General features: G+C 52.5%; 19 protein-coding genes. 12 read left to right on the top strand and 7 right to left on the bottom strand.

Annotation, left to right across the window (positions count from 1 at the left end):
• Nucleotide 1 precedes the first annotated feature (1 nt).
• The 9 genes from ACZ5N7_RS10935 to serC all read left to right on the top strand — a co-directional run bounded on the left by ACZ5N7_RS10935 (nucleotide 2) and on the right by serC (nucleotide 11,845).
• Nucleotides 2–1,459, top strand: a complete 1,458-nt coding sequence (locus ACZ5N7_RS10935; protein WP_464654208.1) for a sensor histidine kinase — start codon at nucleotides 2–4, stop codon at nucleotides 1,457–1,459.
• Nucleotides 1,460–1,501: 42 nt separating this feature from the next.
• Nucleotides 1,502–2,458: a 4-hydroxy-3-methylbut-2-enyl diphosphate reductase gene (locus ACZ5N7_RS10930; protein WP_464654207.1), complete on the top strand. Its 957-nt coding sequence runs from the start codon at nucleotides 1,502–1,504 to the stop codon at nucleotides 2,456–2,458.
• Nucleotides 2,459–2,525: 67 nt separating this feature from the next.
• Nucleotides 2,526–3,083, top strand: coding sequence for a DUF2062 domain-containing protein (locus ACZ5N7_RS10925; protein ID WP_464654206.1), 558 nt, complete (start codon nucleotides 2,526–2,528; stop codon nucleotides 3,081–3,083).
• A gap of 494 nt (nucleotides 3,084–3,577) precedes the next feature.
• Nucleotides 3,578–4,621, top strand: coding sequence for a 3-deoxy-7-phosphoheptulonate synthase (gene aroF, locus ACZ5N7_RS10920; protein ID WP_464654205.1), 1,044 nt, complete (start codon nucleotides 3,578–3,580; stop codon nucleotides 4,619–4,621).
• Between the two features lie 288 nt (nucleotides 4,622–4,909).
• On the top strand, nucleotides 4,910–6,334 hold the full coding sequence (gene glnA, locus ACZ5N7_RS10915; RefSeq protein ID WP_464654204.1) for a type I glutamate--ammonia ligase: 1,425 nt from the start codon (nucleotides 4,910–4,912) through the stop codon (nucleotides 6,332–6,334).
• A 182-nt stretch (nucleotides 6,335–6,516) separates the two neighbouring features.
• Nucleotides 6,517–7,836 (top strand): DUF1800 domain-containing protein, encoded by a 1,320-nt coding sequence (locus tag ACZ5N7_RS10910; RefSeq protein WP_464654203.1) that lies wholly within the window; start codon nucleotides 6,517–6,519, stop codon nucleotides 7,834–7,836.
• A gap of 31 nt (nucleotides 7,837–7,867) precedes the next feature.
• Complete coding sequence (locus tag ACZ5N7_RS10905) at nucleotides 7,868–9,100, top strand: DUF1501 domain-containing protein (protein ID WP_464654202.1); 1,233 nt, start codon at nucleotides 7,868–7,870, stop codon at nucleotides 9,098–9,100.
• Nucleotides 9,101–9,202: 102 nt separating this feature from the next.
• Nucleotides 9,203–10,609 (top strand): MDR family MFS transporter, encoded by a 1,407-nt coding sequence (locus tag ACZ5N7_RS10900; protein ID WP_464654201.1) that lies wholly within the window; start codon nucleotides 9,203–9,205, stop codon nucleotides 10,607–10,609.
• Nucleotides 10,610–10,756: 147 nt separating this feature from the next.
• Nucleotides 10,757–11,845 carry a 3-phosphoserine/phosphohydroxythreonine transaminase gene (serC, locus tag ACZ5N7_RS10895; protein ID WP_464654200.1) on the top strand — a complete coding sequence of 363 codons (1,089 nt, stop codon included), beginning with the start codon at nucleotides 10,757–10,759 and terminating at the stop codon, nucleotides 11,843–11,845.
• 251 nt (nucleotides 11,846–12,096) lie between these two features.
• Here the strand turns inward: serC and ACZ5N7_RS10890 are convergent, their stop codons facing one another.
• Entirely contained in the window at nucleotides 12,097–12,810 is a 714-nt protein-coding gene (locus ACZ5N7_RS10890) for a response regulator (RefSeq protein ID WP_464654199.1), read from the bottom strand.
• Nucleotides 12,811–12,965: 155 nt separating this feature from the next.
• On the opposite strand from ACZ5N7_RS10890, the gene trmL reads away from it, so the two are divergent.
• Nucleotides 12,966–13,430 (top strand): tRNA (uridine(34)/cytosine(34)/5-carboxymethylaminomethyluridine(34)-2'-O)-methyltransferase TrmL, encoded by a 465-nt coding sequence (gene trmL, locus ACZ5N7_RS10885; protein WP_464654198.1) that lies wholly within the window; start codon nucleotides 12,966–12,968, stop codon nucleotides 13,428–13,430.
• Between the two features lie 281 nt (nucleotides 13,431–13,711).
• On the opposite strand, the gene ACZ5N7_RS10880 is transcribed toward trmL, so the two are convergent.
• The gene (locus ACZ5N7_RS10880) at nucleotides 13,712–14,779 is read right to left on the bottom strand and encodes a phosphodiester glycosidase family protein (RefSeq protein ID WP_464654197.1); all 1,068 of its coding nucleotides are present in this window, start codon (nucleotides 14,777–14,779) and stop codon (nucleotides 13,712–13,714) included.
• Nucleotides 14,776–15,213: a hypothetical protein gene (locus ACZ5N7_RS10875; protein ID WP_464654196.1), complete on the bottom strand. Its 438-nt coding sequence runs from the start codon at nucleotides 15,211–15,213 to the stop codon at nucleotides 14,776–14,778. The genes ACZ5N7_RS10880 and ACZ5N7_RS10875 overlap by 4 nt, the downstream gene beginning before the upstream one ends.
• A 152-nt stretch (nucleotides 15,214–15,365) precedes the next feature.
• On the opposite strand from ACZ5N7_RS10875, the gene ACZ5N7_RS10870 reads away from it, so the two are divergent.
• The gene (locus ACZ5N7_RS10870; RefSeq protein WP_464654195.1) at nucleotides 15,366–16,634 is read left to right on the top strand and encodes an MFS transporter; all 1,269 of its coding nucleotides are present in this window, start codon (nucleotides 15,366–15,368) and stop codon (nucleotides 16,632–16,634) included.
• Between the two features lie 42 nt (nucleotides 16,635–16,676).
• Entirely contained in the window at nucleotides 16,677–17,588 is a 912-nt protein-coding gene (locus ACZ5N7_RS10865; protein WP_464654194.1) for an NAD(P)/FAD-dependent oxidoreductase, read from the top strand.
• Between the two features lie 204 nt (nucleotides 17,589–17,792).
• Here the strand turns inward: ACZ5N7_RS10865 and ACZ5N7_RS10860 are convergent, their stop codons facing one another.
• The 4 genes from ACZ5N7_RS10860 to ACZ5N7_RS10845 form a co-directional block, all read right to left on the bottom strand.
• A complete protein-coding gene (locus ACZ5N7_RS10860; protein WP_464654193.1) occupies nucleotides 17,793–19,982 on the bottom strand; it encodes a YhgE/Pip family protein in 2,190 nt (729 codons plus the stop codon).
• Between the two features lie 189 nt (nucleotides 19,983–20,171).
• Nucleotides 20,172–20,747, bottom strand: a complete 576-nt coding sequence (locus ACZ5N7_RS10855) for a TetR/AcrR family transcriptional regulator (RefSeq protein ID WP_464654192.1) — start codon at nucleotides 20,745–20,747, stop codon at nucleotides 20,172–20,174.
• A 167-nt stretch (nucleotides 20,748–20,914) separates the two neighbouring features.
• A complete protein-coding gene (locus tag ACZ5N7_RS10850) occupies nucleotides 20,915–21,628 on the bottom strand; it encodes a DUF2161 domain-containing phosphodiesterase (protein WP_464654191.1) in 714 nt (237 codons plus the stop codon).
• A gap of 12 nt (nucleotides 21,629–21,640) precedes the next feature.
• Nucleotides 21,641–22,219 (bottom strand): sugar O-acetyltransferase, encoded by a 579-nt coding sequence (locus tag ACZ5N7_RS10845; RefSeq protein WP_464654190.1) that lies wholly within the window; start codon nucleotides 22,217–22,219, stop codon nucleotides 21,641–21,643.
• Nucleotides 22,220–22,469: the final 250 nt, after the last annotated feature.

Genomic DNA, 22,469 nt, shown 5'->3' with positions numbered 1-22,469 from the left:
CATGTCGCTGAGGCTTCGGCTCACCCTGTGGTACTCGGGCATTCTCGCCGTAACTCTGCTTGCATTCGGCATCGGAGTCTATTTCTTCCAGTATATCAGCACTTACAAAAACATACAGGATAATTTGCGGCTTCAATCGCAGAAAGTGGAATCCAGAATTCAACTCCAACGGTTAGGGCCTGCAGGTCTCGGCTTGATCCTAAACCAGAGAGACGCCCTCGGGGCTACTAACATGTTCCTGCAGGTGGTAAATTTCACGAATGGCACTATCAGCCGCTCGGCCAATATGGAGGCCTACGACCTGAAGCTTCCTTTTGATGAAAAAAAAATCCAGGATAAGCTCGCTTATTACGAAGCGTTTACTATACAAGGCGTCCATATGCTGCAATACAGCAAGCTGCTGACTCTGCCGCAGGGCGAGACCGTAGGCGTCCTGATCGTGGCCACGATTGTGGATCAGCAGGTGCAAACCCTGCAGGAGCTGCGCTTGACCTTGGCGCTTACTTCGCTGCTTGCCGTGGTCGTCGCCGCTTCGATCGGCTGGTTTTTGGCAAGAAAGGCATTGAAACCGATAGACCAGGTCATAGACGCAGCCAGCCAGATCGAACGGGGAACGGACTTGGCCAAGCGGATCGAATATAACGGCAACGATGAGGAAATATTGAATTTGACACGCACAATTAATGGAATGTTGGAAAGAATCGAGATCATATACAAAGAGCTGGAAACGGCTTACGGCGCTCAAAGGCGTTTTGTCTCCGACGCGTCCCACGAGCTGCGCACGCCGCTGACGACGATTCGCGGGAATGTTGACCTGCTCGAGAAAATGTGGAAGCAGACTCCCGGCCATACCCAACTCTCCGAGCTGGAGACAAGGGAGATCTCGCTGGAGGCCATGCAGGATATAGCTTCCGAATCAGAGCGGATGACCCGGCTGATCAACGATATGCTTTCTTTGGCTCGAGCCGATTCGGGTTTTCAAATCCATAGGGAGCCTGTCGAGCTGAAGCCTCTGGTGGAAGAAGTCGCCCGGAGAGCGCAGTTTTTACCCAGAACCGCTGAGTGGCATACAGGCGATTTTGAACTATTGGAAGGCATCAGGATTAACGGCAACAGAGATTATCTTCAGCAGCTGTTATTCATTTTCATAGAGAACGCGTTCAAATACACTGCGGAAGGAAGCGTCACGTTGGAAGCCGTCCTTACTGCCGACCAGGTGGGGCTTGTCATCAAGGACACGGGTATCGGCATGGACAAGGAGGAGGTTCCGAGAATATTCGATCGCTTCTACAGGGCGGATGTGTCCCGGGGGCAAACATCGGGCACGGGACTGGGCTTGTCCATCGCCAAATGGATTATCGACGAGCATGGAGGCTCCATCGAAGTGGTCACGCGAAAAGGAGAGGGGAGCAAGTTTGTCATCTGGCTTCCGTTAGGCTTCCCACCCTCATTGCAATAAGCTATAATATAGTCAAGACGAACTGACGAGTAGGTGCTTTCAATGGATGTTATAAAAATATCTCCCAGGGGATATTGCTACGGAGTAGTCGACGCTTTAGCCCTTGCGCTACAAACCGCCAAAAATTTGAACGTGCCGAGGCCGATCTATATTCTTGGCATGATTGTCCATAATTCGCATGTCACCGAGTTTTTCAATGAAGAAGGAATTATTACTCTAGACGGGCCGAACCGGCTGGAAATCCTGGAGCAGATCGAGAGCGGGACGGTCATCTTCACGGCTCACGGAGTATCGCCTGAAGTTCGCCGCAGAGCGCGGGACAAAGGGCTGACGGTGGTCGACGCCACATGCCCCGACGTGACCAAAACTCACGACCTGATCAGGGAGAAAGCAGCCGACGGGTACGAAGTCATCTATATCGGCAAGAAGGGCCATCCTGAGCCGGAAGGGGCTGTCGGCGTGGCGCCGGATCACGTGCATCTGATCGAGAAGCCGGACGAGGTCGAAAAGTTGAAGCTGGAATCTGCGAGAATCATCATTACGAACCAGACGACGATGAGCCAATGGGACGTGAAGCAGATCATGAACGGTCTTCTCACCCGTTTTCCACGAGCCGAAATTCATAACGAAATTTGCCTCGCCACCCAAATCCGCCAAGAGGCCGTTGCGGAGCAGGCCAAAGACGCCGACCTGGTGATTGTGGTGGGAGACCCCAAGAGCAACAACTCCAACCGGCTGGCCCAGGTATCCGAGGAGATCGCCGGAGTCAAGGCGTACCGCATCGCGGATATCATGGAACTTGAGACGGATTGGTTACGTAATATAAGGAATGTAGGGGTTACTTCCGGAGCTTCCACACCGACTCCGATCACCAAGGAAGTGATTGCTTTCCTGGAACAATATGACCCGAACGATTCCGCCACATGGGAAAAAAAACGTACAGTAAATATGAAGAAGCTCATCCCGCCGGTGAAAGTGAAAGCCGGCAGCGAGGCTTAACGCTTTACTATATCATTCTCCCAGGCGCAAGGCGCGACCAATACACCAATAGATAGGGGGGAGAAGAATGCCGCAGCTGCAAAAGTACGTTAACCGGTTCAGAAATATGTCGTTTCGCAGCATAAAAAGATGGTTCAAATACAAATATTTGCTTTTATTCCGCGCCAAAGGCGGACCTTCCAAAGTAGCGCTGGGTTTCTCGATCGGACTAGCCATTGAAATGTTTACTCTTCCCACAGCAGGTCTCGCATTTTTTCTCATCTTTCCTCTTGTATATTGTATGCGCGCCTCTTTTTCCGGAGCCTTGGTAGGATTTGTTTTTGGCAAAATCATCTACATTCCGATGGCCCTTCTCAACGAGAGAGTGGGCAAATGGGTTCTGCCGAACCATGTGTTCCGGCATCTCAAGTTTCTCCCCCATTGGCTGTTCCAATTTTTGCACGGGAGCTTGAAGCTGATTGTAGGAGGCATGATTGACGGGGTTATCTTGGGGCTGCTGTTCTATTTCCCGGTCCGTTACCTGCTTAAAATCTACGAGGCAAAGCGGAAGGAGAAACGCAGGGTTCGCAAAGCGCAGCTGTTGATGCAGCAGACACAGACACAGCAGACGCTTAATCAAGAATAACGGTGAAAGCCTTCCTTAGGGAAGGCTTTTTATGAACGGTAGAGAAAGTTTAAGTTGTCTAAAGCATTAAAGCGAAATGAAACTTTCTTTACCAAGAAAGCCTGCCTATAAATCGCGGTCGCTCATCCTTGAAATGGCCTCGACAGAGGCTTTCTTATTGCCCAACGCGCGCCTCTCCCAGGGTGCTTTGTGTCGTTGCACGGCGGGTGGCTCAGACGCCATGCACTTCAACAGAGTTGGATTCCGAGAATCATTCCCTCCCCGCGCAGAAACGTATGGATCAGCGCCAAAAAGGACATTCAGCATGGGTGGTTCCTAACGGTGTTTCTTACAGAGATATCGACCGCAACTTGAACTGTTTCTCATCCTGCAATTAGGTAAATTATTCTTGACGGCGCACTGGATCCAATGTATATTTACTTTAGCGATTAAAAGCTTAAAAGCGTATAAGCGTTGAAGTAAAAAAGTGAATGTTACGGGGGAGAGTGAATATTATGATAGCAGTAACTTCCAACAATATCTCTGAAGAAAGACTGGCCGAGATCGTCAGCCATATTGAAAAAACAGGGGTCAAGGCGCATGTGTCCAGAGGCGAAGACCGTACGGTTATCGGAATCATCGGCCATGCGGAGCCCATGCTTGCAGAGCAGCTGCGGCAAATGTCTGGCGTGGAACAAGTCGTAAAAATTTCCAAATCCTATAAATTGGCAAGCCGCGATTTCCATCCTTCGAATTCGGTCATCAAGATCAAAGATGTGGAAATTGGCGGAGACCAGCTGGTCATTATGGGCGGACCGTGCGCTGTTGAGTCCCCGGCGCAGATCGACGAGATCGCAAGGCTTGTGAAAGCGGCCGGCGGCCAGGTGCTGCGCGGCGGAGCGTTCAAGCCGAGAACCGGCCCTTACAGTTTCCAGGGTATAGGCGTGGAAGGCCTGATCATGATGGCGGAAGCCGGCAAGAAGCACGGCCTGCTTACCATTACTGAGGTCATGACCCCTGAATACGTCGACGTTTGCGCCCAATATGCGGACATTCTGCAGGTAGGTACGCGCAACATGCAGAACTTCGATCTGCTGCGCAAGCTGGGAACGATCCAGACTCCCGTTCTTCTGAAACGCGGTTTCAGCGCTACTTACGATGAATTCCTTAATGCCGCGGAATACATTCTTGCAGGCGGAAACCCGAACGTTATGCTGTGTGAGAGAGGAATTCGTACGTTTGAGACATACACCCGCAATACTTTGGATTTGGCCGCAATTCCGGTGCTGCAATCGCTGAGCCATCTGCCTGTCATTTCCGATCCAAGCCACGGGACAGGTCGCCGCGAGCTTGTCGAGCCGATGTGCAAAGCGTCGGTGGCCGCGGGGGCAAACGGCTTGATCGTAGAGATGCATACCGATCCCGATAACTCCATGACGGGAGACGGTGTTCAATCGCTGTTCCCGGATCAGTTCGCAAAGCTTCTCTTGGATTTGGAAAAGCTCGCTCCGCTGGTCGGCAAAAGATTCGACACAAAGAAAGAAAAGATCACAGTATAACACACTTGATCGCGAATAAGGATGACGGAGGGCTTGTTACCCGAAAGGGAGCAGGCTCTTTTCCATGTTTATCCTGTACTCAAGGAGCCGCATAATTGAAAGGCTCCATCCATTTTATGGATATAAATCGAAAAATGTGAGAATACCTTACATATGAGTAAAAAATACCTCACATAAGTATTGACGATGGGCAGCAGGAGTTTTATAATATGACCATATGTAAAAGAAGAAAGTTGAACAATCACTAGCGAAAGTTCCGATATTGTACGGAAATAGGAGGGTTATTGAATGTCAGTCCAGAACGTTATGAACTTGATTCAAGAAAAGAACATCGAGTGGGTGGACTTCCGTTTCGTGGATCTGTCCGGCAGAGCTCATCACATCTCTCTTCCAGCTTCTGAAGTAAGCGATGAAACTTTTGAGATCGGGGTAGCTTTTGACGGATCTTCCATTCCTGGTTTTAGAGGAATCGAAGAGTCAGACATGGTTATGATGCCGGATCCTGCATCCGTATACGTGGATCCTTTCACAGCGCATGCGACTTTGGTTGTTATGTGTAACATCTTCACTCCGGACGGCCAGCGCTATGACCGCGATCCGCGCAGCATCGCGCAAAAGGCTGAAGAGTATTTGCAGACGACCGGAGTCGGAACATCCGCATTCTTCGCTCCTGAGTCCGAATTCTTTATTTTTGATGATGTTCGGTTCGAAAGTGGAATGAACACCTCTTTCTATTCCGTAGATTCCGAAGAAGCGGTATGGAACAGTGGCCGTAAAGAAGAAGGCGGCAACCTGGGCTTCAAAGTGCCAAAAAAAGGCGGATACGTGCCTGTAGCTCCGACGGATTCCCAGCAGGACATCCGCAGTGAAATGTGCCGATTGTTGATCGAATCCGGCCTTCGCATCGAGCGCCATCACCATGAAGTGGCGACTGCGGGACAAGGCGAGATCAACTTCCGTTTCGACACGTTGACTACAACTGCCGACAATCTGATGAAATATAAGTACATCGTGCAGAATACAGCAAGACAATACGGTAAAGTGGCAACCTTCATGCCGAAGCCTCTGTTCGGAGACAACGGAAGCGGAATGCACGTCCACCAAAGTATTTTCAACGGAGATTCTCCGCTGTTCTACGAAAAAGGCGCATATGGCAACCTTAGCGAAATGGCCTTGAACTATATCGGCGGTATCTTGTACCACGCTCCGGCGCTGATCGCATTGACCAACCCAAGCACCAACTCCTTCAAACGTCTGGTTCCAGGCTATGAAGCACCTGTAAACCTTGTGTTCTCCAAAGGCAACCGTTCGGCTGCGGTCCGTATTCCGGTCGCTTCCGTAACTCCTAAGGGCTGCCGTATCGAGTTCCGTACTCCGGACTCCACCGCTAACCCATACCTCGCTTTCTCAGCTATGCTGCTGGCCGGTCTGGACGGAATCAAGAAGAAGATCGATCCGCGCAAGTTGGGCTATGGACCAGTAGATAAAAACATCTACGAACTGTCCGATGAAGAAAAAGCTGAAATCCGAAGCGTTCCAGCCGGCTTGGATGAAGCTTTGGACGCGTTGGAAGCTGACCACGAGTTCTTGTTGGAAGGCGGCGTATTCTCCAAAGACTTTATCGACAACTACATCGGATTCAAGCGCGAAGAGGCGAAGCAGGTTTCCATCCGTATTCATCCTCATGAGTACTCCTTGTATTTCGATCTGTAAAACAAACGCTATTATGTGATATACTCCTGAACCACAAAGGCTTTCGGATTTTTTATTCCGGAGGCCTCTTTTTTTGAAAATAAGATCTTAATACACGGCATATTATGAAGCCGGATGAAATTTCCGATATAGGAAGTAGCTTGATTATTCTCCAGACTATATAGTTACGGGTGGTGCTGTGCATGGCAAATGCATGGACGGAAAAAGAGGCCGGACATTTATTAAGAAGAGCCGCTTTCTCGGCGACCAGGCGCGAGGTGGAAGCTGCCGTGGCGTTAGGACGCGAGGAGACGGTGTCAAGGCTCGTCGGAGGCCAATCTCTAACCGGCGAGAAGGAAAATCTGGCGTCTTTTACAGAATTGAAGGCGGACGGGAAGGCGCTGGCAGAGGACCAGATCGGGGATCATCAGACCTACTGGTTGTACCGCATGGCCTACACGCAGGCTCCGCTGATTGAGAAAATGACGCTGTTTTGGCACGGGCATTTTGCCACATCTTATCAGAAAGTCCGGGAAATCCCGTTGATGATCCGCCAGAATGAGCTGCTTCGCAAGAACGCCTTGGGAAGCTTCAAGGAGCTTGTCCGTCAAATCGGCAAAGACCCGGCGATGATGCTTTGGCTGGACTCGGGCAGCAACCGGAAAGGAAAACCGAACGAAAATTATGCCCGCGAAGTGATGGAGCTGTTCACACTGGGCATCGGCAGTTACTCGGAGCAGGATGTGAAGGAAGCCGCGAGAGCTTTTACGGGATGGAACTACGACAAAAAGGAGGATAAGGTTTCCTTCCTGGATAAACAGCACGATATGGGAAAGAAAACGCTGCTCGGTGAAACCGGAAGCTGGAACGAAAGCGATGCAGTGGATATCCTGTTTAAACAGGAGGCCCTTTCCCGGTTTATGGCGGGCAAGCTGCTGCAATATTTTGGCTCCTATGCCCCTTCCGGCGAGTGGCTGGCCAAGGTGGCGAATGATTTCAGGACGGAACAGACGGTCGGCGAAGTGCTGCGCGGCATTTTTACTTCGGATGAATTCTATGACGATACGGTACAGCTGGCTCTGGTTAAGACTCCGTCAGAGTATGCCGCCGGAATCATCCGGATACTCCGTCTGCCCATGTCCAGAGGCTATGCTTCCGCCCTTCGCAAAATGGGACAGGAGCTGTATCTTCCTCCGAATGTGTCGGGTTGGAAGGAAGGCCAAGGCTGGCTTGTGTCCTCATGGCTGTTGGCGCGGTACCAATTTGCTGAGTCCATAGCTCAAAAATCAAACAGCAGCCTGCTGTCCACCAAAGATTTTCTGCCGTCTGCTGCCGGTGCCAACGGCGGAGATTGGGTCGACCAATGGACTAAGGAATTCGGCTTTGCGCCTGTCGGAGGGACAACCAGAGAAGTTCTGGCTAAGTACGCTGAGGATTCATTCGTCTATTCGCCGCAAAAAAACGCCGGCAAGCGAGGGCTGCTGCAGCTGCTGTTGATCAGTCCGGAAGCGCAGATGAAGTAATTCGTTAAGAATCATGGGAGGAGGAGCGGCTATGAAGCTGTCCAGAAGGGATTTTCTTATCAAGGGCACCGCGCTGCTCGCTGCATTTGGGCTCGGAGGCACGGCGATATGGGCGAGGGACGGGGAGTCGATCCTTTCGCTCGGCGGAAAGGATGTCGACTCCCCTGTGCTGGTTGTCGTACAGCTCTCAGGCGGCAATGACGGCTTGAATACGGTTATTCCTTATGGAATGGGCGGTTATTTCGATGCACGTCCCACGTTGAAAATCACGGAAAAAGAGGTCTTGGCGTTAAATACGGAGGTGGGACTGCATCCAAGCTTAAGCGGGCTCCATAAGCTGTACGAGAGCGGCAAGGTGGCCATCGTTCAAGGAGTCGGCTACCCCAATCCCGACCACTCCCACTTTCGTTCGATGGATATCTGGCACACGGCCGAACCGGAAAAGCAGCTGTACACCGGATGGCTTGGGCGGTATGTGGAGTCATCGCTGGAGGGAGTGAACAATCCCCTTAAAGCGCTGCAGATCAGCGGTACCATGAATAAAGCTTTCAGCTCGGACAGAGCGGCAGTTCCCGTCATACAATCTCTGGATACGTACACTATTTTTGACCAGAAAACCCCTGTACAGGAGAAGAACAGGCTGGCGAAAGCTTTTCTCGAGATGTATAACCCCTCTATTCAGTTGACACCGGTCAAAGTGATCGCTCAGAAGGGAAAAGAGGCTTCAGACAGTGTGGACGCCGTCCATTCGTTAACTTCAAGCTACCAAAACAAAGTGGAGTATCCGAAGACCGCTTTTGCCAAAGATTTGCAGCTGGTTTCCAAACTGCTTGCCGGCGGTTCTGGAACGAGGGTATTCTATGTGCAGCTTGGAGGCTTTGATGACCACGCCCAGGAGAAGGCTGTGCATGCGAAGCTGCTGAAGGACCTGGATATGGCTTTAGTGTCGTTCTATGAGGATCTCATGGCGCAGGGGCTGCATGATAGGGTCGTAACGATGGCCTTTTCGGAGTTCGGGCGAAGGGTGAAAGAGAACGGAAGCGGAGGCACGGACCATGGCACCGCGGCGCCGGTTCTGGTGCTTGGAGGACGGGTGAAAGGCGGTTTGTATGGAATGCATCCCAGCTTGACGGACCTCTCAAACGGCGATTTGAACCATCAGGTGGATTTCCGTTCCGTGTACTACACGATGATAGAGGATTGGCTTCATGGCGACGCCAAGGCGGTATTGGGAAAAACGTACGAAAAGATTAAATTTGTGTAAGCTTGGGCCAGACAACTCCTCCACTTCGCAAGCGGGGAGTTTTTTTTCTGTTGAAACCATCCGGATTTAGGGAGATAATACCATGGGAAAGGGGAGACGTGTATGTCAATATCGATGACGAAGCCAAAAACGACAAACCGGTCGATGGTTACTTTGGGCCTGCTGGCAGCCTTGTTCGTCGGTGCTCTGGACGCGACCGTCGTCAGCACGGCGATGCCGCATATTATGACGGAATTAAACGGATTAAGCCTGATCAGCTGGATTTTTTCCATTTATACTTTAACCACATGCGTTACTACGCCTATTTTCGGGAAGCTGGCGGATTTATTCGGAAGAAGACTGGTTTTTACCGTAGGGCTTGCCTTGTTTGTTGCAGGCTCGGTGCTGTGCGGTGCTGCACAAACGATGCCTGAGCTGATCTGGTTTCGCGCGCTGCAGGGAATCGGCGCCGGCGCTTTGACTCCGGTGACCTTCACGATCATCGGCGATTTGTACCCGGGAGAACAACGGGCCAAGGTGCAGGGCGTGTTCGCTTCGGTGTGGTCCGTCGCCGGACTGCTGGGGCCCCTTGTTGGAGGCTATTTTGTAGACCGTGTCTCCTGGAGATGGATTTTCTATGTCAACGTGCCGGTCGGCATCATCGCGTTTATTCTCGTATTCGGTTTTTTGCATGAAAGATTCGAGCAAAAATCCAAGAGTATAGACTATCTCGGCGCGTTAACTTTCACGGTGGGCGTGTCATCTTTGCTGTACGCTTTGCTGAGCGGCGGGGTTTCCTACCCTTGGAGCTCCTCCCTCATAGTCTCGCTGTTTGTCATAGCCGGGCTTTTTATACTGCTGTTTGTTTGGGTTGAAACCAGGGCGAAGGAACCGATGCTTCCCCTTTCCCTGTTCAAAAACCGCAGGATGGCCATACCGTATACGATGAGCTTCCTGGCCTTCTGTGTCACTGCAGGGGTGTCCATCTATACGCCGATGTGGATTCAAACGCTGCTCGGCGGCAGTGCTACCAGCTCCGGACTCACACTGATGCCGATGTCGATCGCATGGCCTATCGCGGCCAACCTGTCCGGCAGATTCATGTACCGTCTGGGCGCGAAAGCGTTTATGGTAACAGGAGCGATAATCGTCACTGCGGGCAGCTTGTGGCTGTCTACAATCCAGCTCGGTTCGCCCTATTGGGTCCTGGTGCTTATTCTTATTCTGATCGGCTTCGGCATGGGCTGCATGACGACCCCGTCGATGGTGCTGATCCAGACGGCGGTGGACTGGCAGCTGCGTGGAGTGGCCACTTCGACAAATTCCTTGATGAACGCGTTCGGCCAAACTCTGGGCGTGGCTGTATTCGGGACTGTGTTCAACAGCGCGGTTACGCAGAAGTCTCCGGATCAACTGGCCCACGGGATGCACTTGATTTTCATCGTGATTTTCGCGATTGCGGCGGCGAATTTGCTTGCCATGAGCTTCCTGCCGTCACACAAGAAGCTGATGGAGCAGAAGACAGGCTGACGGTCTTGCTGCATAGTTTCGGCTGGTTTGGATTCGTTTAACGTTAAAACGAAGAGAATTTTCAAAAGCAGCCGATTCTTGCACTTGATGGTGCAGGCGAATATTGCTATCATTAGTTCAACCCATTAAAGATAAGGTGTGAAAGCAATGAGCAACAGAGCGTATAATTTTAACGCGGGACCGGCCGCGCTGCCTTTGGAAGTGCTGCAGCAGGCCCAGCGGGAGTTGGTCGACTATAAGGGGATCGGCATGTCGGTCATGGAAATTTCCCACCGCAGCAAGGAATTCGAACAGCTGAACGACGAAGCACAAAGCCTCCTCAAACAATTGTTTGCCATCCCGCAAGGCTACCAGGTGCTTTTCCTGCAGGGCGGCGCCAGCACGCAGTTTACAATGATACCGATGAACTTTTTTAAGCAGGGCAAAGCTGCAAGCTATGTAATGACCGGCTCCTGGGCGAATAAAGCGGTGAAAGAAGCGAAGCTGTTCGGAGAAGTCGCCATTGCGGCAAGCTCCAAAGAGCAAAATTACACACGCATCCCCGACCTTGACGAAATACAAATAAATCCCGATTCATCTTATTTACATATTACTTCCAACGAAACGATCGAAGGCGCGCAGTACCCGGAGTATCCGGCAACCGGCGGCGTTCCGCTGATCGCAGATATGTCGAGCGACATTCTCAGCCGTCCCGTGGACGTCTCGAAATTCGCCGCGATCTATGCGGGAGCCCAAAAGAACCTGGGTCCATCAGGCGTCACGGTTGTGATTATCCGGGAGGATCTGCTGAACGATGTCAACCCGAACCTGCCGACGATGTTCAATTATCGGACCCACAGCGAGGCCAATTCTTTGTATAACACTCCACCGGTTTATTCAGTGTACATTATGAGTCTGGTCCTTGAGTGGATTAAAGCTAACGGCGGATTAGAGGCTATGCATAAGAAAAATGTGGAAAAAACCGCTTTAATCTACAATACCATCGATGAAAGCGGCGGATTCTATAAAGGCGTGATTGAAAAAGGCAGCCGCTCCATTATGAATATCACCTTCCGATTGGGAAGCGACGAGCTGGAGAAGCAGTTCGTAAAGGAATCCCAGCAGAACGGCTTCGTAGGCCTGAAGGGACACCGCAGCGTCGGGGGGCTGAGGGCTTCCACTTACAACGCGGTGCCGTATGAGGCATGTAAAGCTTTGGCCGAATTCATGACCGACTTCCGGAAACGCAATGGCTAAGCAAGAATAGAGGAAAGTCCGGTTTCCCGAAAGGGGACCGGACTTTTTTTGTTAACGTTAAAGAAAGTTTAAGATCAATAAAGGATTAAAGCGAAATGAAACTTTCTTTACCAAGAAAACCTACCTTTAAATCGCGGTCGCTCTTCCTTGAATGGCCTCGATAGAGGTTTTCTTATTTGCACGGGTGATTGCTTGAAACGGAACGAAAATTTGTTCCTTTATCTCCGCGAGTGCAATAGGCTTGGAGGATGTCAGGCCAGAATTTCCTTCATCACCGGCTCTGTCAGCTTATAACCGACATTGCGGATTGTGACGATATACTCGGGATTCCGGGCATTCGTTTCGATTTTATCGCGCAGATGGCTGATATGCACATCGACGATACGCGTGTCGCCGAGGAAATGGTAATCCCAGACCCCGTGAAGCAGCTGCTGGCGGCTAAGCACCTTGCCGCGGTGCTTGCAAAGGAAGAGAAGAAGCTCGAATTCCTTGGGAGTGAGCTCAATCGGATTCCCATTCAGGGTGACTTCCCGCTGGTCGGGCTGCACCGTAATTTGCCCGATCATGATCGGGCTGTCTTCACTCGTGGAAGGCAGCGTCTGAAGACGCCGGAGGATTGCTTGAATGCGGGAGATGAGCTCCTGCGGGGAGAACGGTTTGGTCATGTAATCGTCGGCGCCGTTGTCCAAACCGGCGATTTTGTCAGACAGGTCCTGCATAGCCGTGAGCATAATAATCGGCACTAAATTATTTTGATCCCTCAGCCTGCGGCAGATTTCAATTCCGTCAACTTTGGGAAGCATTAGATCAAGGACAATCAGATCGGGACGGAAGGTTTGAATTGCGTCAAAGACGGCTTCTCCGTCATATACGCATTGAACTTCAAAACCGACAAGCTTCAGGTTGAATTCAATTAACATGGAGATGGACGGCTCATCGTCTACTACCAATATTTTTTTCTTCATCGCTCGAATCTCCTTTACGCTCTGGTCTCCTATCATTCTCGCACGGCTGTATCAACCTTATATTAAGATAAAGTTAACCGAGTGTTAAAATTCGCCTTGCGATTTGGTGTATAATAGAGCGGGCAGGAATGAAGAAGAGGTGAAAGAGGACAACGATGGCATTTCATATTGTTTTGGTAGAACCTGAAATACCGGCTAACACCGGCAACATTGCCCGTACATGCGCCGCTACGGGAACGGTGCTGCACCTGGTGCGGCCGCTCGGTTTTGACACCGATGACAGGACTTTAAAGCGTGCGGGGCTGGATTATTGGCATTCCGTACGGGTCGTTTACCACGATTCCTTCAAGGAAGTGAAAAGGGAGAACCCGGACGGCCGATTCTATTTGGCGACAACGAAGGCGGACCGGTATTATACGGAGTTTTCGTTCCAGGACGGAGATTTCCTGGTGTTCGGAAAAGAAACGAAAGGGCTGTCGCCCGAAATCCTTGCCGCCCATCCCGGCCAGCTGATGAAGATGCCGATGACGGAAGCGGTGCGTTCCCTGAACCTGTCCAACTCGGCCGCCATTATATTGTATGAGGCACTGAGGCAGACCGGGTTTGCCGGAATGAAATGATTTTCTGAAAACAACAAAAAGCATCACACCCTCGCGGGTATGATGCTTTTTTACTTGTGCACAGCACTTACAGGCCGTTGGTCTGATCTTCGTTGTATGAAGAGGTCAGAATAGCGACCACGAACATGGCCATAACGAGCATAGTAATCCAGAATGCGGGAGACATCGCCTGCACCTCCTAATGAAGTTCACGGAATTTTCACGGCTTGATATAACTTTTATTATAAACAACCCTTCCTGAAAAAGAAACTTGCCGAATTGTGAACTTTTGGAGAAAAATGTTATTTGAAAAACAGGAAGTTGGCGGCTACCGGATGCAGCTTTCCGTCGGGCGGAGCGTTGATGACCTGTCCATCGTAGATGAGCGAGGAAGAACCGCTCCCATCAAGATTATAGCCGTCTCTGATACCCAGGCTGAGCAGCTTGTCCTGAAGCTCCGGCAGAGCAGCCCCTGAGTTGCCCCTTTCGTCATAGCCGTCGGTTACGATGAACAGCAGCTGATCGTGCCTGTAGCTGCCGACGACGGTACGGGGGGCTCTGGCCGGTGACGTTAACCATTTGCCGGGAATGGTCATCTTCCTGCCGTTTTGCAGAAGGACCGGGGCGAACATCGCGCCAAACACAGGCTGCAGCTTGTCCAAATCCTCCTGTTTGCCGAACCTGCCGCCAATAAGCTTGCGGTTTGCGCCCAAGCCGACGAAAGCCTGACTGTCCAAGCCCGGCATGAAGCCCTGCAAATATTTGCCGCGCACGACGGTTGTGCCTGCAGCCCTCAGCCTGCCGGTGCCCGAGTCCTGCTCGAAACCTCCCGCGTTGATCCCCGCGGCAGCGCCATACCTGCCCGCAGCTTCCAAGGTGGTTTCACTTCCGCCGATTTTATCCTGGCCCAATACCATTGTCATTGCTTTATCGGACTTCAGGTTCACTTTCAGGGCATAAGCTTTATAGGTAGGCTCCACGAATGAATACAGCTTCAAGTCGATGTTCGCCGTCGAAGTCTCCCGTATCGGCTCGCCGAGCTTGGCGGTTACACGCCGGTCGTAGATGGCAGCCGGGATCCCCGCCTGGTCAGCCGCGGATTGGCTGATGGCCGCCAGCTGCGCCTTGGTGTTGGCATAGCTTTCATAGTACTGCCCAATCACTGTGCGGGCTGCCGCCGCAGCGGTCCGCGCCTGGTCCAGCTTTCCGTCCGGCGAAAGTCCGGCGAGCGGAGAGTCAGGTTCTGACAGGCCTGAGCTTATAGATGGCAGCGAGACGGAAAAATGCAAACAGAACAGGCAGATAAGCATGCCCAGAAAAGGCGCGGTTGCCAGCAGAAAGAAACGGTTGATCTTTTGTACGGGGTTCATTGCTGCAGCACATCCAGATTCTTTTTCAATTCATCGAGCTTCTTCTTGATCTCATCCAGCTGGGCATAAAGCTGGCCGCCGTTATCCGTCTTCGGACCCGCGGTGTCATTGGCAAAGGCGAGCAGATCGTTTAGCGAATCCACCTTCGTCTGCATTTTCCTCATGTCGGAGGCCACCGAATCCTTCAGCTCGCTGACCTGTTTATGGTAATCCTCGCGAACGGCCTGGAGCTGCTGCTCCATCTGTCTGGCCATTTCCCGCTCCATCTGTTTTTTTAAATAATCGGTATAAGCATAGGCCGTTCCCGCCCCGATCCCGATCAGCACCACCCAGGATATGAACAGGTTTCTTAATCCGCGCTTTTTCATCGCCGCTCCCTTCTTCCCCGCGCCGGCCGCGCCATGGGAAAAGCGGTTGTCCTGCTCCTCATTCATTTCCTTACCACCTCAAAAAAATCAAAATAAAAGGTTACTAGAAAAGTATAACACCATATTCAAAGCAATATTGTAGAAATTTTCCCTCTTAACAGGTTTATCCAACGTTGTTACAATGATAGGAACGAGGAAAAAGAAGGGGAATCCATCAGATGAAGCTGAACCTGAACACAAACTTAGCCTACGCCCTTCGGTCGCGCTGGGCTGCCGTGCCGATCCCCCCCGAGAAAAAGCTTTCAAAGGAAGCGGCCGTCACCTTGGCTATCCAGTTTTTTTTCACATTCGGTGCGGCCATGTCGGGGCTGTTCCTGAACCTGTACTTGTGGAGACTGACCCACAGCCTTTCGATTAACGCGATGTACCAGATCATTTCCTTTGCGGTGGCTCCGCTGGGCTTTGCTTTGGGAGGCTGGATCAACAAGAAAAAGGACCGTATGGTCACCTACCGTGCGGGGATAGCGCTTACCGCTCTATTTTATCTGGTGGTCATTGTGGCGAAAAGCTCGGTGGTGACTTACTATCCCTTGTTTGCCGTATGCGGCGGATTGGCCAGCGCTTTCTACTGGGCAGGATATTTAACTCTGATGTACGATGTTTCAACGGTGCAGAACCGGATCCGGTTCTTGGCGTTCAACATGATCTCTTTTACGGCGGCCAGCTTGGCCGGACCTGCGCTCGCGGGGCTGATGATCCGGTTTCAGGAAGGGCTGCGGGGCTACTCTATCGTTTTTGGCATTGCTTTCGTCATGTTTGTAATCGCGGCTGTCGTCAGTATGAAAATCAGGGCCAAGGAAACCCGCCGCAGGAGGTACTTCCTTAAATTTACGGGTCTGGTAATGAGCAAGCACCGGAACTGGAGCCGCGCTCTTGTCGCTTTTCTCGTATTCGGGATGCTCCAGGGGATTATGCTGTTTCTGCCCAACATTCTGTTGTTTCAAGTGATGCCTAGGGAGGATATCGTCGGGTATTTGGGTGTGCTTTATTCCAGCGTCACGATTGTGACCGGAATGGCTATATCCAGGTATGCGCGTGAAAAATATGTAAAGGTTTACATGGCTGTGGCTGCGGCCGGGTTCATATCGGGAAGCCTGATTCTGATGATTCAAATTTCTTTGGGAACGGTAATTGCTTTTATGGTGTTGTACTCGATATTTAGCCCGCTGCAGGGAAACACGCTGACCAGCAACTATTTCGGGTTAATGGACTCGCTGCCTTTAAAAGGAGAACTGCGGGTCGAGAGCGTGGTCGTCCGGGAGACCTTTGTGAACATTGGCCGCATTCTGGCTATTATGGTTCTGATGCTTGTATCCGACGGTGTCAACAGTCCTTCTCTGCCTTGGGTAATCTTGTGTGCATCCGTTGTCCAGGCCGCTCTTGTTTTTTTATTGAAACGCAAGGATACAGACATGGAAAGGAAATAAGCGGGGGACAATAACGGAACCGGTTTGGAAAGGGGTGGCCTCATGAGTTACGACTGCATTATTATCGGAGGGGGCATAGCGGGGCTGCAGGGAGCGATTCAACTGGGACGCTATGAGCATAAGGTGCTTGTCATCGATTCAAACTACGGGCGGTCTACGCTGTGTAAAACGTACCACAATATTTTGGGCTGGCCTGATGGGGTTTCCGGTCCGGAGTTGAGACGCATAGGCAGGCAGCAAGCGGAAAGCACGGGTGTGGAATTTCTTGAGGATGAAGCGGTGAGCGTGCGTAAAGAGAATGGGCTTTTTATAGCTGGCTGCAGGGAAAAAGGAGATTTTACTACAAAAACATTGCTGTTCGCCACAGGATTGCTCGACAACTTCCCCCCGCTGCCGGGCTTAATTGCCTGTCTCGGTATGACGGTCTACGTATGTCCGGACTGCGACGGGTATGAGATCAAGAACAAGAAGACGCTGATCTTGGGAAACGGCAACGTGGGGGCCAGAATGGCGCTTCTTCTGAGGCCATGGACGCCTCATATGACCTTCATTAACCATGGACAAGGCGAAGTGGACGACGGTGTAATGGATGAGATGAAGCAAAAGGGGATCGGTTATGTTCAGGAGGAGATTGTCGAGGTGCTGAGAAAGGATCCGGGCGTTATGCGCGGCGTAAAGCTGCAGGACGGCCGGGAGCTGGAGGGCGAGCGCGGCTTTATTGCGTTCGGCGGCAATGTAATCCGCTCCGAGCTCGCGTCGCAGCTGGGTGTCGAGCGGATGGAGAACCGCCACATCGTCACGGACCCGCGCAGCAAAATGACCAGCGTACCGGGCGTCTGGTCCGCCGGTGATGTCAACGTCCACTCCGAGCAGGCGGTGATCGCGATGGGCGAAGGGCTGCAGTGCGCAATCTGGATCCATAAGACGCTGGTGAAAATGGACAAAGACTTGTGAGCAAGGGAGAGTCAGGGCGGATATGTTTGCGGTGTAAGTCGGAGTTGGGATCGTTTCATTGCATTTTATACAGTGGATGAAGGGAAACGGGTCACACGTACCCACAAATTTATCAACATTTTACCCAAAGCCGCCCAAAATTATAATTTCCTATATACAGCAAAATAGGCGGTGTTTCCACCGCCCTTCTTCAACCGGCCCAGGTCAAGCCGCAGCGGAATCGAGCTGCGGCTGTTTTGCTTTTTCGCGATTGAACTGGATGAGCAATAGAGCAAAGGTAGCTGCAGCCATAACCGCCAGAAAACTTCCGAGCACCGCCGCGCTGCTCCACATGAAACCGTATTGGCCGCTAGAGATGACGGCTCTGAATCCGGTGACGGAGTAGCCCATTGGCAGGAAGTGGTTCAGCGTTTGCAGCGGAGAGGGGATCAGTTCCAGCGGGAACGTTCCGGCCGAGCTCGTCAACTGCAGGATCAGCACAATGACGGCGATGAACCGCCCTGCGTCGGACAGCGCCGAGACCAGGAAAAGAATGATGGACATGAACGCCCAGCTCGTTAGCAGCGTAAAGAAAATGAATAAAGGAACGCTGCGCACCTCAATTTTCACCACGTCCAGCAAAATGATATCCACCAGCAGCGCCTGCAGCGTAGCTATCGCCATTACAATCACGAACTTGCTCAGAAACCAGCCGAATGCCGACTGAGGTGGTGCCGCGGGGGTTTTGAAAGCAAATACGACCGACAGCATCAAGGCGCCCACGAACAAGCCTAAAGACATGAAGTAAGGTGCGATACCGGTACCGTAGTTCGGAACCGAGGTTTTTTTCTGTTCATCGACCTTGACCGGATTGGAGAACTGCTCCAGATTGCTGTCGGTCGCGTTGATGCCGCTCGTCTTGCCCACCGCTTCCGACAGCTTGCCGGTAAGCTCGCTCGAGCCGCTGACCACGGAGCCCATGCCCTCGGCCAGCTTATGCGTGCCGTCGTTCAGCTGCGCTGTGCTGTCGGCCAGCTTGGCGGCGCCTTGGCCCAGCTGGCCGAGGCCGCTGTGCAGCCGGTCCGCGCCCTGCGCCGCGCCGGCTGCTCCGGCGTCGACCGCTTGCGCGGCCAGCGCCGCTTCGTTCAGCTTGCCGCCGAACGCCGTCAAGCTTTGGCCGAGCTGCGCTTGCGACGCCGACAGCTTTGCACTGCCGGCCGCAAGCTGCGCCGAGCCGCCTTCCAGCTGCGCGGCTCCGGCCTCCAGCTGCGCCGAACTGCCGGCGAGCTTGGACGCGCCGCCTGCCAGCTGCTGCTGGCCCTGCGCCGACGCTGCCGCACCGCCAGCCACTTGCTTGCCTGCCGCAAGCAGCTTCTGGAACTCCGGCGACTTCGCCAGCTCAGGCTGCGAGTCTGCCAGCTGCTGCAGGCCGGCACTCAAGCCGGCTGCGCCCTGCGACAGCTTCGCCATGCTGTCGACGGAGCTGCCCAGGCCCACTTGCAGCTCTGCTGCGCCCTGCTGCAGCTGCGTGAGGCCGCCGTGCAGCTGCTCTGCGCCCTGCTGCTGCTTCGCCGTCCCCTGCTCCAGCTGCTTTGCGCCCTGCTGCAGCTGGCTCTGGCCGTCCTCGAGCTGCTTCCCGGCGCCGGCCAGCTGGCCCAGTCCGCCAGCGAGCTTGGACGTGCCCTGTCGGAGCTGCTCCGCTCCGCCCGCGAGCTTGGACGCGCCGTCCTCCAGGCTTTGGATACCGCTCTGCAGCGGCATGGTTCCCTCGGCGATCAATCGGCTCAGATTCCGGTCCACCTCGGCCAGGCCATTCTCCACCTTTTTCGAACCGTCCGACAGCTGCGAAGCGCCGTCTGCCGCTTTAGCCAAGCCATCGGACAGCGTATGGATGTTATCGAACACCGACTGGGCGTAAGCTTTAGTCAGGTTGCGGGAGATTTCCGCTTTCATCTTCTCCATGGCATTGCGCCCGATCTGGTTGGAAGCGAAGTTGGTGCTTTCATTCGACACGAATTTGATCATCGAAGGCACCGGATTGGCCTCCAGCACTTTAGTGGCGTTTTGCGAGAAATCGTCCGGTATTTCCACGGCCATGTAATATTTGTGCTGCTCCAACCCCCGGTCGGCCTCTTCCTTTGTCACAAACTGCCAGTTGAAGTCCTTCGTTTCCTTGATTTTATCCGTAAAATCTTTCCCGACATCCACCTGTTTGCCGTTGAATACCGCCCCCTTGTCTTCGTTCACAACGGCAACGGGCATATCGTGCAGCTTGCCGTAAGGATCCCAGAAAGCCCACAGGAACGCCGAAATGTACATTAAAGGAATAAGCGCTACGGCCAGGACGGAAACCAGAAGCATTTTGGCGGTGAAGATGGCTTTCAGTTCCTGTTTCAGCGCTGACAGGATTTTCATTGGTTCTCTCTCCTTTGTTTACTTTATAAGTACTGAATGACTATCTTTCTCAATCGGTCATTTCAGGCCGAAAAAAGCGGCGCCAAGCTAACCTTATTTTACTGAAAATTGAAGCCTTACCGAAAAGTTGATCGCCTTACCAGAAAATTGAGCGCCTTGCCGAATTGAGCGTCATTTTGACCATAAAAGTTATCTCACCGCCAAGCCGTCCACCAGATAAAGCTGAAACAAACGGGCTATTTCCGCTTTGTCGAGCGGGGGGTGGCTTTTCTCCCAGTCGTAGACGAACGCGGCGTACAGCTTCAGCATCGTAAAAGCGGTAATCTCCGGATCGCACGGCTTCAACTCGCCTTTTTCAACCGCTTTCTGCACGTACTTGCTGATGAACGCCAGGATCGACTTCTCGATTTTGTCCATGCCGTCCTTGGCCGCCTGGGTTCCCATGTCCCTGATTTCGTGCGAAAGCCGGATCGTCAGCTCGTGCTGCTTGCGGAACTCCAAGATATGATAGAGCACCTGGTTCAGGTTTTCGAAAAAAGACCGGTCCGGATCGATCTCCGCTTCCGCCGCGCTGCGCACCTCGAGGATCAGAGATTTGAGTATCTCGTCGAACAGCTCTTCCTTTGTGGAAAAAAAGGTATAGATCGTGCCCTTGCCCACATTGGCCAATTTGGCTACCTGATCCATCGTCGTCGCTTTGTACCCGAAAAGGGCGAACGATTTGCCTGCGGCCTCAATGATTAATTTTTTTCTGTCAGTGGACATGGTCCGCCTCCTGCTCAGGTATGAATCTGAACTTATGACCAGATGGTTAAAGTGGTCAATCAGTATGATAGCATTTTTCGCGCGGTTTGGAAAGGTGCAAAATTCCCCCAACCATGGGCAGCAAACTCTATTACTCTATCTTATACCGGCGCTTCTGTGAATATGCGTTAAATTTGCGGTTTCTCGCAAAGCTTTTCTACCACATGACCGTAAGTTGCCAAAGCTTCTATTCCGAGAGGAGTAATCTCGTAAATGCCTCTTTGCTTCCTTCGAAACCACCGGTAATAATTTTTCTGCAGCATGCCCGCCACGTTCATGTTTCCGGTCCTTATCTTTAACTCGCGAGGCGAGAGAGGGCCATGGACTTGCAGCAGATGCGCGCAGTGGAGTGCTTTCTCCCTGTAGGCCGTGACGAGCTTCGTCCGTGTCGTTCCCCCGATATTGTAGTCTCCGCTTCGTTCCTTGAATTCGCTCAGCATCCGCTCCCTGCCGCGCTTGTTCGCTCTTGGCACATAGGGGACCGGATGGCAGACGACTTCGACGGACGGCTTGTTCCGTTTATAGAACTGAACCGTCAGCAGTCCCAGCCCCAGCATGCGGCACAAACGCTCCACTTCTCTCCAGGAAAGCTTGTGAGGGGCTTTTCCTTTGAAGGGGAGCTCGAAGGCGACGTATACTTTATCCGTCAAGGCCAGCCGGTCGATTCCCTGGACGAGCAGGGGGATGCTGAACGACCGTTTCAGCTCGACGATGACGGGCACTTCCTCGCCGCGCACGGCTACGAGGTCGCAGTGGTTGACTTCTCCCCGGACTTCGTAGCCTTGGGACTCAAGATACATTTTGACGGGAAGGTATAGTTCAGTTTCGTTTTTGACAGCCATAGATGCGCCTCCTTACGTCAAATCCCTGATTATTCGGCAAGGGTTGCCCGCCGCGACCACATTTGCCGGTACAGGTTTGGTCACGACGCTGCCCGAGCCGATCACCGTGTTGTCTCCGATGGTCACGCCGGGGTTAATCACCGCCGATCCGCCGATCCACACGTTATTGCCTATAGACACTCGCGACCCTCGCTCCAGCGCGGTACCACGCGACTGCAGGTCGAGGGGACGGAAGGCGGTGTAGATGTGCACTCCCGGAGACAGGGACACGTTGTTCCCGATGAGGACGGGGGCCTGGTCCAATATAACGCAGCCGAAATGGGCATAGAAATTATCCCCAACGCGGATGTTGTAGCCGTAATCGCAGCGGAAGGGCGGCTCGATGTCAAAGCCGGAACCTGCCGAGCCGAACAGCAGCAGTATCAGGTCTTTGCGCCGTTCGAACTCCGTCTCCTCCGTGTCGTTGTATAATCTGGTCAGCCTTCTCGCGTTCCGGCGATCCGCGTCCAATTCGGGATCCGACGGCTGATAGGGCAGGCCGGCCAGCATTTTTCCCTTTTCCGTGAGCTCCTCCCCAATCTCTTTCTCCATTCTCCGCGTTCCACTCCAGTCCTTTTTTGCTATTAATATTACCCTTTCTCCAAGCCTAAGTACAAGCAGCGGAAAACTTGTTTTCACGCCTTTCTTTCACAAAAATTCGGGAAACTTTCTTGTCTGGGCGCATAGGTATATAATACACACTTCGTCGATGCCAGTGTTCCTGACATGAAGGTGCCGGGAGACGAACGGGCATACGATTGCAGACAGAAGCAATACCCGAGACAAGGGCGAATAACCTTCC

The sequence above is a fragment of the Paenibacillus sp. JCM 18996 genome (genome assembly GCF_055392555.1).
The sequence above is the reverse complement of the archived record's forward strand: the minus strand, read 5'-3'. Positions and strand labels throughout refer to the sequence as shown.

Bases quoted from the DNA above. Each gene is read 5' to 3' on its own strand.
- ACZ5N7_RS10930 (WP_464654207.1), top strand. From the start codon at position 1,502: ATGGATGTTATAAAAATATCTCCCAGGGGATATTGCTACGGAGTAGTC.
- serC (WP_464654200.1), top strand. From the start codon at position 10,757: ATGAGCAACAGAGCGTATAATTTTAACGCGGGACCGGCCGCGCTGCCT.
- aroF (WP_464654205.1), top strand. From the start codon at position 3,578: ATGATAGCAGTAACTTCCAACAATATCTCTGAAGAAAGACTGGCCGAG.
- ACZ5N7_RS10905 (WP_464654202.1), top strand. From the start codon at position 7,868: ATGAAGCTGTCCAGAAGGGATTTTCTTATCAAGGGCACCGCGCTGCTC.
- ACZ5N7_RS10880 (WP_464654197.1), bottom strand. From the start codon at position 14,779: ATGAACCCCGTACAAAAGATCAACCGTTTCTTTCTGCTGGCAACCGCG.
- ACZ5N7_RS10925 (WP_464654206.1), top strand. From the start codon at position 2,526: ATGCCGCAGCTGCAAAAGTACGTTAACCGGTTCAGAAATATGTCGTTT.
- trmL (WP_464654198.1), top strand. From the start codon at position 12,966: ATGGCATTTCATATTGTTTTGGTAGAACCTGAAATACCGGCTAACACC.
- ACZ5N7_RS10860 (WP_464654193.1), bottom strand. From the start codon at position 19,982: ATGAAAATCCTGTCAGCGCTGAAACAGGAACTGAAAGCCATCTTCACC.
- ACZ5N7_RS10865 (WP_464654194.1), top strand. From the start codon at position 16,677: ATGAGTTACGACTGCATTATTATCGGAGGGGGCATAGCGGGGCTGCAG.
- ACZ5N7_RS10910 (WP_464654203.1), top strand. From the start codon at position 6,517: ATGGCAAATGCATGGACGGAAAAAGAGGCCGGACATTTATTAAGAAGA.
- ACZ5N7_RS10875 (WP_464654196.1), bottom strand. From the start codon at position 15,213: ATGAATGAGGAGCAGGACAACCGCTTTTCCCATGGCGCGGCCGGCGCG.
- glnA (WP_464654204.1), top strand. From the start codon at position 4,910: ATGTCAGTCCAGAACGTTATGAACTTGATTCAAGAAAAGAACATCGAG.
- ACZ5N7_RS10935 (WP_464654208.1), top strand. From the start codon at position 2: ATGTCGCTGAGGCTTCGGCTCACCCTGTGGTACTCGGGCATTCTCGCC.
- ACZ5N7_RS10870 (WP_464654195.1), top strand. From the start codon at position 15,366: ATGAAGCTGAACCTGAACACAAACTTAGCCTACGCCCTTCGGTCGCGC.
- ACZ5N7_RS10890 (WP_464654199.1), bottom strand. From the start codon at position 12,810: ATGAAGAAAAAAATATTGGTAGTAGACGATGAGCCGTCCATCTCCATG.
- ACZ5N7_RS10850 (WP_464654191.1), bottom strand. From the start codon at position 21,628: ATGGCTGTCAAAAACGAAACTGAACTATACCTTCCCGTCAAAATGTAT.
- ACZ5N7_RS10855 (WP_464654192.1), bottom strand. From the start codon at position 20,747: ATGTCCACTGACAGAAAAAAATTAATCATTGAGGCCGCAGGCAAATCG.
- ACZ5N7_RS10845 (WP_464654190.1), bottom strand. From the start codon at position 22,219: ATGGAGAAAGAGATTGGGGAGGAGCTCACGGAAAAGGGAAAAATGCTG.
- ACZ5N7_RS10900 (WP_464654201.1), top strand. From the start codon at position 9,203: ATGTCAATATCGATGACGAAGCCAAAAACGACAAACCGGTCGATGGTT.